Origin of the sequence: Aquimarina amphilecti (genome assembly GCF_900109375.1) — a bacterium.
GTDB classification, from domain to species: Bacteria; Bacteroidota; Bacteroidia; order Flavobacteriales; family Flavobacteriaceae; genus Aquimarina; species Aquimarina amphilecti.
The window spans coordinates 373,778-387,154 of sequence record NZ_FOAB01000006.1 but is presented as its reverse complement, the minus strand read 5'-3'; the positions used below and the strand labels follow the sequence as shown (position 1 = coordinate 387,154).

Below are 13,377 nucleotides of genomic sequence, written 5' to 3'. Positions count from 1 at the left end.
GTTAGTTTAATCTATTTTAGAACGGAGAACTCTATTGATGAATCATCAAAAACTTTATGAGTTTCTTTTTTAAAATCTGACACTTTTGCTTTAAAAATATTAGGAACAAAAGTTTGAGGGTTAAGATCTATATATGGAAACCAAGTACTCTGCACTTGAATTTGAATTTTATGTCCTTTTAGAAATGTATGGTGTATATCCTGAAGCTTAATATTTACATCCGTTTTTTGATTAGGAGTAAAAGGTTCAGGTTTACTAAAACTATTTCTAAATCTTCCTCTCAGCACCTCACTACGAACCATCATATGGTAATTCGACATTTTAAGATACTTCTGTGTCTCTTCAGTATCTTCTGCATCTTCCGGATACACATCGATTAATTTAACCACCCAATCGGCCGCAGTTCCCGTAGTAGCAACTTTTAACTTTGCCAAAATCTCTCCAGAAAGTGTCATATCTTCTGAAAGAATTGGGGTTTCATATACTAATACATCGGGACGTCTTGCAGCAAAACGCTGATCATCCGTCATATATTTCCTAGGTGTAAATACCATTTTTATATCTTCTGAATATGGTACTGGTTTTTTAGGATCACTAACAAATTCTGAAAACCCTTTACCAACAGTTTCCGATAAATCATTCCCAGATAAATACATAGTTTTCTTTTCTGTATTTTTTGGTGGCCAATTATCAAATGTATTCCACTCTTTTTTTCCAGTATCAAAAATCTGAATTTCCGTTAAACCACTAGCATTATCTCCTTCACCTTTCAAAAAGTGATTAAAGAATTTTGTTTCTATATTTTGCTGAAAATTAAGTGAAATATCGTCTCCAAAATACACATTCCCTATTGCCTGACGCTTTTTATTCCTTGCCCAATCCCCATGACTCCAAGGTCCAAAAACCATAATATTATAGTTATCACTATTATTTTCAATTTTCTCATACGTTTCAAATGGGCCATATAAATCTTCTGCATCAAACAAACCACCAACAACCATTACTGCTGGCTTAATATCTTTAAGATGCTGAATAATTCCTCTTTTTTGCCAGAATTCATCATAATTAGGATGTTCTTTAAGTTGAGTCCAAAAAACATTATCTTCTTTATAATATTGATCCAATGTACTTAAGGGGCCAGCATCTAGAAAAAACTGGTATTGATCCTTGGCCTTTAACTCAGGAAATGTATACCAACTTTCTTTTACCGGCTCGGTTTTTTCATACCCAAATACCGCCGTTGCTCTCCAATAGCTCAAAAGATATGCTCCATTATGATGGAAATCATCAAAAAAGAAATCACCAATACAAGCCTGAGGAGACACTGCTTTTAACGCTGGATGTGAGTCTAACAAGGAATACGTAGCATAAAAACCAGGGTACGAAATTCCCCAAACACCTACATTACCATTATTATTATCTACATTATTTACCAACCAATCAATAGTATCGTACGTATCACTTGCTTCATCAAATTGTTTATCTTTTTTATTAGGAATGTATGCTCTCATATTGTCATATACTCCTTCACTCATCCATCGACCACGAACATCTTGATATACAATAATATTACCTTCTTTCATTAAAAATTCATTTGGAGCAATTTTAGATCGAAACTGATCTTCCCCATAAGGTCTTGAACTATAAGGGGTTCTCTGCATTAAAATAGGATACTTTTTACTAGTGTCTTTCGGAGAATAAATAGTAGTATGTAATTTAGTACCATCTCTCATTACGATATCGACTTCTTTCTTAGAATAAAATTCTTTTACATCGTACGTATCTTTTTGTTCTGTAGTTGTGACTTCTTCCTTCGTTTCTATATTACTATTCGGATCTGTTTTTTCATTACAAGATGTGATAAAAACAAAAAGACTCAGAAAAGATAATAATAGTATTCTAGTTGATCGCATATGCTCGAGTTTAGTTGAACGCTGAAGATAAAAAAATGGAATGCTGACAAACTCTATTTTAAGGAGATTTTAACAATCATCAGAAATATTAACAAAACGGAGGAGCCTGTAGTGGTCACTACAGGCTCCTCTGTTTATCGGTATATAATTCCAATATACTACATTCAACCTTTTTATTTAACCGAGAAATTATCAATCCCCTTTTTTAACCAACCTAAATACTCATTCTCGTTAGGAGTATATCCGACTGGTTTATTAAGATTTTCTTCATTATGATCTACTAAAACATAATAAGGTTGCGCGTTAGCTTTATATCTAGTAATCTGAAAATCACTCCACTTATTACCTACTGTTTTTATTTTTTTACCGGTAGTCTTAGAAACATATTGCTCAGATTCTGGTAGTTCTTTTTTATAATCTACATAAAGAGATATTAAAACAACGTCATTTTTTAGTGTTTTTAAAACTGAAGGTACTGACCAAACATACTCTTCCATTTTACGACAATTAACACAAGCATATCCAGTAAAATCAATTAAAACGGGTTTATTCATTTTTTTAGCATAATCCAATCCTTTTTCATAATCGGTAAAAGATATAATATCATGTTCTCCATATTTTGCTCCTTCAGGAAGTTCTGAACTTGATAGACTGCTACTCGACCCTCCAAAGCCTCTAGGTGATTCACTATATGTTTGTGGTGGAGGAAAACCACTAATTAATTTTAATGGTGCTCCCCATAAACCTGGAATTAAATAAATAGTAAATGCTAATGTCAAAAGTGCCATAGACAATCTTCCTACAGAAATATTTTCCATAGGTGAATCATGTGGTAGTTTTATTTTACCTAATAAATACAATGCTAATGTTCCAAAAACAGCAATCCAGATCGCTAGAAAAACTTCTCTTTGTAATAGTCCTAATTGTAGTACTAAATCTGCATTTGATAAAAACTTAAATGCAAATGCTAATTCTAAGAAACCCAAAACAACCTTTACTGTGTTTAACCATCCACCACTTTTAGGAAGTGAATTTAACCATCCTGGGAACATAGCAAAAAGTGCAAATGGTAGCGCAATTGCTAATGAAAACCCAAGCATTCCAATTATAGGAGCCATTCCGCCTTGAGAAGCCGCCTGTACTAATAAGGTACCTACTATCGGTCCGGTACAACTAAATGAAACAATAGCAAGAGCTAATGCCATGAAAAATATACCTATCATCCCGCCTTTATCAGCTTGTCGATCTACTTTGTTTGCCCAAGAATTTGGCAGCATAATTTCAAAAGCACCGAGAAAAGATAATCCGAACACTATAAGTAATGCAAAAAAGAGTAAATTGAACCATACATTGGTCGACAAAGCATTCAGCGCATCTGCTCCAAATATAGCTGTAACGACAGAACCTAAGCCAACATAAATTACGATAATAAAAATCCCATAAAAAATAGCATTTTTAATACCAGTAGCTCTTGTTTTACTTTGTTTAGTAAAAAAACTAACTGTCATTGGAATCATTGGAAATACGCAAGGTGTCAATAACGCTGCAAACCCAGATAAGAAAGCTAAAATAAAGGTACTCCATAAACCTTTTTGACTATCTTTTTCTTTATCATTACTTTCATTTTCAGAAGAAACAGTAGTTTTATTCTTAGTATCAGAAGAAGATTCTGAAACATCTGGTTTTTCTGTTTCATTACTATTTCCTCCTGATAAATTCAAATTGAACTCAACTATATCAGGGGCTAGACATTTTTCATCATCACATACTCCAAAAAACACCTCTGCCTTTATCGTTTTTAAAGATTGATCTATTCTTTTTATTTTTTGGGTAAAAACTACGCTGTCCTCAAAATATTTGATGTCCATTTCAAATACTTTATCAAACTTCTGAATACCTTCTGGTTCATTGGTATCGCCAATAAGTTCATATGTTTTATCCTCATTATAAAAAGTAAACTCCGTAGCGGTAGGTGCTATATCATCCGTATCTACTTCTTTCTGAGAATATATATGCCACCCTTTTTCTAAAGTAGCTGCAAAAGATAAAATATAAACGTTTTCTGATTCTTCCTTAACGCTACTTTTCCAAGTAATAGGTTCAAATATTTGTGAAAATAACGTGGTAGAAAACAACAATGTTGTTAATAATAGTAGAATATTCCTCATTAGGTAATCGTTACTTTTAGTAATTGTTTTGTTCTGGGGTTTATTTTAAATCTGTTATCTGCTCTATAGTTTATAATCCATATAATATCATTATCAGAGCATAATAGCCAGACTCTTTCTTTTGCTAGCAAAGATAGTTTTTCGTCTTTAAAGTACTTACTCAATTTCTTTTTGCCTTGCATCCCTAAAGGATAAAAATAGTCGCCTTCTTTCCATTTTCTTACAACTAAAGGGTACTTTAACTTTTCTTTATCTACATAAATCGTCTTAAAATCCGTTTCCGATAATTCAGAAACCTCTTTTAAATGAATCATTCCAGAAGGAATCATAATCCTATTTTCTTCTTCAGGAATTGTATATACACGATCTGAAACATCTTCTATTATTGGACAAAGTAGTAGATAATCTCTATTTTTCACTAACCTATGAGTAGAAGAAAAAACTTGTTTTCCCGATTGTGCTGTTAGAATTTGCAAAATATCATCCCAAGCTGTAAAGCCATAATCTTTTAGTAAAAAGTACAAGCATGTTTTTGGATCATCATATTGCTGCAATTTATAAATTGATATGTTTATAGTTTCTGACTCAGCATATTCAAACACTTCTTTTCTAATTGTATCAACCTGGCTATTAACAAAATATTGAGTTTGTTTTAAGTTATTTATGGTGTTTTCGAAATTGCTTAAAAACTTAGGATTCACCTCCAATAGCTCTGGAATAACATTATGTCTTAATTTATTTCTAATATATTTTGTGCTCCTATTACTACTATCTTCTCGCCAGGAAAGGTTATTTTTTTTTGCAAATTCTAAAATTTGTGTTCTAGAAAAAGGCAATAATGGTCTCACGTATTGATCATTAATTTCTGGAATACCCGTAAGCCCGTCAATACCTGTTCCTCTAGAAAGGTTGATCAAAAATGTCTCTAAATTATCATCTAAATGATGGGCAGTTAATACATAATCATATTGATATTCTAAAGCTATAGTAGTAAACCAATCATATCTAAGTTCTCTAGCCGCCATTTGTATAGAAAGCTTGTGATTCTTAGCATACACTTCCGTTTCGAAATTGGTTACAAAAAAAGGAGCCTTGATTTTGTTTGACAATGTTAGCACAAACTGTTCATCCTCATTGCTTTCAATTCCTCTTAATTTAAAATTACAATGGGCGATGCCAATTTCAAAATCAAGTAGATGACATAAGTATGATAAGACTACGCTATCCAACCCTCCACTACAAGCGATAAGTAACTTACTTTCTTTTAGAAACGATAAATGATTCTCGATATGGGTTTTAAACTTCTCCTTCAATATTTTAAAAAATTTGTCTTTAGACTGATATCAAATATACGATTTTGTAAAAGCAAACAAACCTTTCTTTTAAGCTTCTTTAACATCTGAAATTCAGGTTTTTAACATAAAAACTCAATACTTTTTGCTATTTTTAAAGAACTCTTAAAATTTGATATTATGAATAGGATAGATGAAATGCCAAGATATTATGAAGATAATCATAAAAAAGAGTTCAGTAAAAAGTTATTATCCGTAGTACCTCATCTTCATCCTTACGTAAAACATCGAATCTATATTGCAGAAAGCACTAGAATTTTACCTAGAAACATGTATTGTTCTAATGGTATTATAGACGACGCTATAGTAAACCTTTATAACGAAGAACATTTAGATATTGATATCGATAAATTATCTCTAGAATTAAAACTTTTTAGAATTGCTGATCATCTAATCGATGAACTTTATACAAAAGAAGGATGGCATCAACGATGTATTAGCACTAATTACTTTCTAAAAGACGAACTTAATAAATTAGAAGAAAACTACACTACCGAAGGTGATAATGAACTGATAATGAACGAAGATCTAAATGACATCTCTTATCATCAGGACTCAGAAAACAAACAATTATTCATTTATGACGACTCAGATTCGGCCATCCTTAAGTTAATTGAATCAGAAGAATCCACTGAAAACAAAAAACAACAATTATTAGGTAAATTTTATAGTTGGCTACCCTTAGAAACTTCTAAAATTATTGATCTATTTGTTTTTGGAAAGTTAAACTTTGAAGAAATTGCAAGAATTAAAGACATGACAGCGCAACAGGTGAAAGAAACAATTATTGATGTTAGAAAAAGTTTTAGAAAAAATCTTATTTAATATCGATAATTAATCAATCTACGACACCCCTTCTAATACCTCTCTCATTGCTTTTGCTTTGATCAGGCACTCTTCGTATTCTTTATCTGGGTCAGATTTAGCCGTAATAGCTCCACCGACGGTATAAGATATATATCGTTTGTCTTCATTATATAATATACTTCTTATAACCACATTAAAATCAAAATCACCTTTTGGTGTAAAATATCCAACTGCTCCACTATACAAACCTCTTTTAGAAGTTTCTAAATTCTCTATAATCTCCATTGCAGAAATTTTAGGAGCTCCAGTCATACTCCCCATTGGAAATGTAGTTCTTATAACATCCACAGGCGATGTTTCTGGACTGATCTCAGATACTACCGTAGAAATCATTTGATGTACCTGCGGAAATGTATACACTTTACATAACTCTTCTACTTGCACCGCACCTTTTTTTGCAGTTCTAGAAAGATCGTTTCTTACGAGATCTACGATCATTACATTTTCTGAACGTTCTTTAGGATCATTTTCTAATTCCTTAATTAGTCTTTTATCCTCTTTATCTATTTGCGAACGTTTAGCCGTTCCTTTTATTGGTTGCGAAATAATCCTATTCCCTTCCTTTCTTAAATATCTTTCTGGTGAAGCAGATAACAGATATTGATTATCTCTTCTAAAAAAAGTTGCGAATGGTGGTTTCGAAATTTGATTAAGATGATGATATGTTTCTAAAGGAGCTATGCAACTATTCTCAGCAAAAAACTCTTGACAAAAATTCGCTTCATAAATATCTCCTCTTTGAATATGGGCAAGCATTTGTTGAATCTTATGTTTATAGACATCTTTAGTAATCCGTAAACTTATTTTAACCTTACCACACGAGGTGTCTTCTTTAGGAACTTTTATAAAAGAAGGAAATGTCTGGATAAATTGATAATCTTCTTCTATCTCATCATCAACCATATTTAGATATCTAATTTCTAAACTATTATCTTTCAAAAAAAACAACTTTTTAGGTTGAAAAAAATATAAGTCAGGAAAATCTAAACTATCCAAGTTTTCTGAAGTTAATTTCTCGGTATCATTCTTTAGATCATAAGATAGATATCCGAAAATCCAATCCGCAGTCTGTTCTTGGTATTCTTTTAATTTATCAAAACCCGTATGATAATCTGTTTTTATAGCAGTTAAAGCATCTACTGCTAAAACTACATCATAACTAGAATATTGTTGAGAATACCTATTAGAATCCAACCATACAATTTCGTCAAATTGTTGTGCCCATTGCAATAATTTGATTTTAAACTCTGAAGAGTTTTCTAGAATATAGGTCTTGGTAGTACGCACGAGTTATTTAATCTGATGCGCAAAAGTACTTAGAACTTCGTTTAATCCCAACAAAAGTGTTTCATCTGTAACTTCATTATTTTCTACAGAAAAATTAGCTTGAAACGATGGGAAACTAAAACTTTCTATAATCTCACCTCCAAACCTAGGAAACACGTTTTTTGCAAATTCCAAAGAACTCAAACCTCCTCTTTGACCAGGAGAAGTGCTCATCAATAATATTTTTTTTCCTTCTAAAAAATTACGATCTAATCGAGATAACCAATCAATTACATTTTTAAAAAACGCACTCCAGCTACCATTATGTTCATTTACAGAAATAATCAAAGCATCTGCTTCAGATATTTCCTGTTTTAAACCTAAAGCCATTCCTGGAAATCCATTCTCCCTTTCTTCATCTTCACTATAAATTGGCATTGGATAATTTACTAATTTCAATATTTTAATTTTATGATCAGATATTTCTTTAGCCACATATTCAACAAGTTTTTGATTGATAGAAGTACTGCTATTAGAACCTGCAATTGCGAGAATATTTTTCATTGTTAATCTAAGTTTAGACCCAAAAGTAATTAAAATCAATACAGATGCAAAAGATCACTCACTCCAATATAATAATAATTGGAACGAGTGATCTTTTTTATTTTATTGACTAATCGTATTACAAATAAAATAGGTCTATCAATAAATCATAAAACTCCCAACATACTTGGTTGATTGGTCTCCTATAACAATATACCTATATATTCCTGGACTTAAGTTTTTGGGAATAAAAGTCACTGTGCTAAATGGATTAATCGAATTTTCTGATTCCTCCTGTACTACTTTCCCTAGAACATCAATCACTCTTAAATTTATCTTTTTATGAGAGTTAGGCAATGCGATATTCGTAGATTCCCTAAATGGATTTGGGTAAGTAACTAATTGACTAATAGACACATCTTCAACTTCATCATCACTTTCATCTTCAGTCTCTTCTAACTCCTGACTTTTGGTGAATGCTAGGTTAGAAATATTCACATCAAAAGAAGAAAAGTCCACATAATCTCCTTGGATAGAAAAAACTACACTTCTTATATCATTTAACTGATCTCCATTATCTCCTTCGGTATTCGTAAACTCAGAAAATGGTATATTAAATACTTGCTCATTTCCATCTCCAGAAATAGTATACCGTAATCGATCTTCCCAATCTGTTAATTCTTTATTTACAAGAATAACTTCTATTTCTGTATTCGCTACTAATTTAAATTCTAATTCATTGTATTCAGAAACGTTCAATGTTAAATCTCCTCCTAGAACACTTCTAAATATATTCAATGTTTCTTTTACCGAACCTTGAACCACTACATCTCTTTCTACCAAATAGTAGTTTTCACGGTTTTCTTCTGTAATTTCTTCCTTTACAATATCAAAATTAGTAACATCTACACCATCTGGACTATAATCAAGTCCCCAAGGTCCATCTGCGAGATACAAAGCATCTGTTTTATCATTTACTGTTACTGCAAATCCAATATCAAACAAATATCCTGTATCTATAGTAATAGTCTCTTGATAAGATCCAGATAATGAAATTGATGAAGTAATTAGTTCCTCTTCAGATAATTCTGTGACTCTTTTATTACCTCTAAAATCAAAATAATCAATCTGATTTTTATTAATAATATCTAAAATCAATTTCCCCTCTTTGTAATAACCTTTTTGTACAAATACTTCTGGAATATTAGAGGGAATAAACATTTTACCTAAACCTTTTTCTTCTAAAAGTTTATCAATAATGGTATTCGCAATATTTACTACCTGTGGAATAGAACCACCCCAAATTTGAAAGTTTAAATAATCTCCTTCTGGATATTGATCAATATTCCAAAGGCTGTATAACTCATTTTGAAATTCATCTATTCTAACTGAAAAATGTAGCGCTTGTTCTAATTCTCCCGAAGGTCTTCTTATCTTGGTATTTACCAAAACATAGTCTCTAACGCTAAGAGTTCTTATATCCTCTACAACTGAACCATTTAATCGGTCACAAATTGTTTTAGAATGATCATAAATTGTTCCACTTGTTACTGTAGCTAAACCAGCGCCAACTCTACTTTCATCATTGTAATAATCAATCGAGAATACAGAAGATGCATTTGTTATACCTATTAAATCTTCTGGTGTAGAAACATAAGAAGTTTCTGTTCCAGAAGCTCCAGTTTGTGGAAAATAAATACTCAAATCATCATTATTTCTCGTTTTATAGGATATACGGCCTGGCTTAAACTCTTTTTGTAATTTTTTCTTATTGTAAACTTCATTAGTCTTTGATCTAATAAAATTTCTTTTTGCTATTAAAGTAGCTAAATCTCCATTACTTTCTAATCCACCATCATTAGCTGAAGTTACCTCGCTTTCTTCTTCCAAATCAATTATATTACTTGTTTTAATAGCAGAATATTGATCTGCGGTAATATAAAATAGTATATCATTAAAATCATTATCAACGCTCGGATAATCTCTTCTTTCATCTTCAAACCCTAATATAACTGCTTCCTTTTCATCATCTTTTAGTAATATGTTATGTGGTCGTAATGACTCATCACATTCTGGATTAAACTCAGCCTGAGAATACAATTGCCAAATTCCTTCATCTATATCATTAGTATCCCATGCATCTACTAATAAAACCCATCCAATTCCTGTATTAGCTGGAAAACTTCCTAGATTAACTGTATTACCTGTAATCAATCCACCACCACTTCCTGAAGCAGAAGAATTAGGTAAGATCACAGTAATATCTTCTGGTTCTGGAGCCTTTGTTAACGGCGAATTTATATCATATGTATAATACCCTAAGATATTTTCATATAATGTATTTTCATTAATAAAAGTAATAGCAACATTTGTAGATTGTTCTAATATAATATCCGTATCATAACCTCCATAAATATAATTAGGATTTAAACCTACTACTGAATTACCTTCAGGTAATGCGGTATCAATTTTGGTTAAAAGATCAGTATCTATACTGACGTCTCCTACTAAATAATCCGGGACACCATCTACATCATATGTTCCTAAAAATCGATAACGTTCTGCAGTACTAGCAACAGGAAAACTGCTTGGTGTTTGACTTCCATTTTCTGAATCAAAAACAGTTTCTTTTGTGTCAAAACCATCATCAAGTCCATCCTGATCAAAATCGTTGTTAGCTAGAACGGTATCTGCTATACCATCATTATTGGTATCATATGCGTCTACAGTGTCTAAAACTCCATCATTGTTTGAATCTGTATCAAGAAAATCCGGGTTATCGGTATTATCGGTATTTTGATATCCCTGAGGAGTTCCACCTTGATCAGGATCAAACGCATCATCTACTCCATCTCTATCCTGATCCAATCCGGATAAAGAAACAAAGGTTTCACGGTTTTGTCCTTCAATAAGATCTATAATCCCATCTTGATCGGCATCAATATCGTAAGGATCATAAATTAAATCTCCATCAGCATCATCTGGAAAAAATGCAACTCCTGTTTGATCAACATCAACTACATCTGCTATACCATCCAAATCAGAATCTTGAAAACCGGTATCTTCACTATTATACAAACCATCACCATTAGTATCATAATCTCCGAGACCTGCCTCTACAATATCATAAATCCCGTCATTATCGCTATCTAAATCTAACGCATTAGGAATACCATCTCTATCAATATCAAAGGCTAAAGAAACTCCACTATTACATGTATTACCAAAATCAGGATCTAAGTAATTAAAAATCCCATCATTATCATCATCTCCATAAGGATCTATTCCTCCTCCTTCTACAACATCTGGTATACCATCTCCATCAGTATCTTTATCAAAAGGGTCTAGTACCTCATCTCCATCAGCATCAATTGGCGAAACACCTGCTGCACATTTAAAACCATCGTTCTGATTCGTTACATCTGTATTATTTAATAACGTAGCAAAAGGTGAGACATCTTCATAATCATTGACCAAATGTAAACCTCCTTTATTACTAGATACATACAATCTATTACTGGTATCAGTATAACAGGCTCCAAAAGTGTCATTAGGTAAATCTGTTACTGTTTTAGAACTAAAGACTGGAGTCGATGATGACAAATCCCATTTATATACTTTTCCTTTACTACCGCCATAGAGATTACCATCTATAAAAACAATATCTGCACACGTATTAGGAGAGGCTTGATCCGCTACTATTATTTCGAAAGTTGGAGAAGTTGATCCATCATAACTCTGAAGATTAACAATTTTATGAAAAGATTGCCTTCCTTGTGCATTTTGGAAAACCCATAAGTTACCCTGATCATCCACGTCAGCAGCATAACCTCCACCAAAACTGACACCTCCATTAGAGGCTACAGCTCCTAGATCAATTACTTGATCTGTACCAATTCGCAATAAATGCTTATCATTACTTCTGATTGCATATAAGAAATCATCGACCACATTATATCCTCCAGCATTATAACTCGGAGTAGTATGTAATGGTTCGGAATAGGTACCTGTCACTGGATCATAAGATCGTAATGATCCTGAAATTACTTGATAAAAGTTAGCTTCATCACAATCAAATGGAAGTTGAGCGTATGAAAATTTCACAGTAACAAGTAATAGTATCAATAGTAAAGTTTTTTTCATTGGAGATAAAGTTGTTTTGTCAAGGTCTTACATATTATTTTCTACCAAACTTCATGAATACATAACACTTATTTTTTTATGACATAGTTATAACAAGAGTGCTCTTAATATTAATATCGCACCTTATTTTTATTGAGGTTTTAACAATAAACAAAGTAGTTATTTAACCATAGACATTTCTTTTTTTTGATTAAAAATAGGTTGTAAAACAGGTGTGCTTTTCCTTTTAAAAATATTCACATAATTAATCCAGATAAGAATTAAATTAAGGGGAATCAGGAATGAATCTTTTAAAGTAATTTTAGACCCTTCTACTTCTATCCAACTATCTAAGGGTTCTTCACTTATAGTATTCAATAAATCATTCAATCCAATGTGTTTCTTAAGTCGAAGAAAAATTTCTATATCGAACAACCATTTGCTAATGAACTTTCTATGATAAATGTTTTTGATAATTTCCTTTTTGAAAACTTTTGCTCCACACTGCGTATCCTTTATGGGTAACTGTAAAATAAATTGAATAAAAAATCCTACAAAATTGGATAAAGCCTTTCTTGTAAAACTTCTCTTTATATCATCTGAATCATCAGATTTTCTAGAACCGAAAACCATTGATAGTTTACTCTCACTATTAAGTTTTTGTACTAACCTATCTAATTCTTCTAAGGAGGTAGAAAGATCTGCATCCAAAAATGCTACATTATCAATAAAAGGTAAAGAGTTTAGGTAGTTTGCCCCTGTTTGTACAGCGGTAGCTTTACCTTGATTTTTCTCTAAATCTATTACGTGAATCTTTTTTTCATTAGTCTTTTTCAATTGATGTAACATTCTAGAAGTATCGTCTGTACTCCCATCGTTTACAAAACATAAATAATAATCATCGTGATTGGTTAAAAAATTGCAAAACTTCTCCTTGTCCAGTCTATAATATTCATTATAGGCCGGAATAATAATTCCTGTCCTTTTAGTCATTGTATGTTTAGGTATGAATGTACTCTATTAAATCTATCATAAGTAGTTTCCTAAAGTACGCTAGAATAATTCTTTGTTCTTTTTTTAAAAACGTTATTTCTTATTCTTAATGGTTCGTATTTCTTCTGGGGCTTCCTGAAGATCGCATCGTTT

8 protein-coding genes are annotated in these 13,377 nt (G+C 31.9%); 1 reads left to right on the top strand and 7 read right to left on the bottom strand.

Annotated elements, in window-relative coordinates; genetic code table 11:
- Nucleotides 1-11: 11 nt before the first annotated feature.
- From BMY33_RS17440 to tilS, 3 genes are all read right to left on the bottom strand, one after another.
- Entirely contained in the window at nucleotides 12-1,913 is a 1,902-nt protein-coding gene (locus BMY33_RS17440) for a CocE/NonD family hydrolase (RefSeq protein WP_091410922.1), read from the bottom strand.
- A 173-nt stretch (nucleotides 1,914-2,086) separates the two neighbouring features.
- A complete protein-coding gene (locus BMY33_RS17435; protein WP_091410920.1) occupies nucleotides 2,087-4,081 on the bottom strand; it encodes a protein-disulfide reductase DsbD family protein in 1,995 nt (664 codons plus the stop codon).
- Nucleotides 4,081-5,394 carry a tRNA lysidine(34) synthetase TilS gene (gene tilS, locus BMY33_RS17430; protein WP_091410918.1) on the bottom strand — a complete coding sequence of 438 codons (1,314 nt, stop codon included), beginning with the start codon at nucleotides 5,392-5,394 and terminating at the stop codon, nucleotides 4,081-4,083. The genes BMY33_RS17435 and tilS overlap by 1 nt, the downstream gene beginning before the upstream one ends.
- A 159-nt stretch (nucleotides 5,395-5,553) precedes the next feature.
- Here tilS and BMY33_RS17425 point away from each other — a divergent pair, with 159 nt between their 5' ends.
- Nucleotides 5,554-6,258: a hypothetical protein gene (locus BMY33_RS17425; protein WP_091410916.1), complete on the top strand. Its 705-nt coding sequence runs from the start codon at nucleotides 5,554-5,556 to the stop codon at nucleotides 6,256-6,258.
- Nucleotides 6,259-6,276: 18 nt separating this feature from the next.
- On the opposite strand, the gene pabB is transcribed toward BMY33_RS17425, so the two are convergent.
- From pabB to BMY33_RS17405, 4 genes are all read right to left on the bottom strand, one after another.
- Nucleotides 6,277-7,587, bottom strand: coding sequence for an aminodeoxychorismate synthase component I (gene pabB, locus BMY33_RS17420; protein ID WP_091410915.1), 1,311 nt, complete (start codon nucleotides 7,585-7,587; stop codon nucleotides 6,277-6,279).
- 3 nt (nucleotides 7,588-7,590) lie between these two features.
- The gene (locus BMY33_RS17415; RefSeq protein ID WP_091410913.1) at nucleotides 7,591-8,130 is read right to left on the bottom strand and encodes an NADPH-dependent FMN reductase; all 540 of its coding nucleotides are present in this window, start codon (nucleotides 8,128-8,130) and stop codon (nucleotides 7,591-7,593) included.
- Nucleotides 8,131-8,268: 138 nt separating this feature from the next.
- Nucleotides 8,269-12,252, bottom strand: a complete 3,984-nt coding sequence (locus BMY33_RS17410) for a DUF6923 family protein (RefSeq protein ID WP_091410912.1) — start codon at nucleotides 12,250-12,252, stop codon at nucleotides 8,269-8,271.
- 159 nt (nucleotides 12,253-12,411) lie between these two features.
- Nucleotides 12,412-13,224: a glycosyltransferase gene (locus BMY33_RS17405; RefSeq protein WP_091410910.1), complete on the bottom strand. Its 813-nt coding sequence runs from the start codon at nucleotides 13,222-13,224 to the stop codon at nucleotides 12,412-12,414.
- Nucleotides 13,225-13,377: the final 153 nt, after the last annotated feature.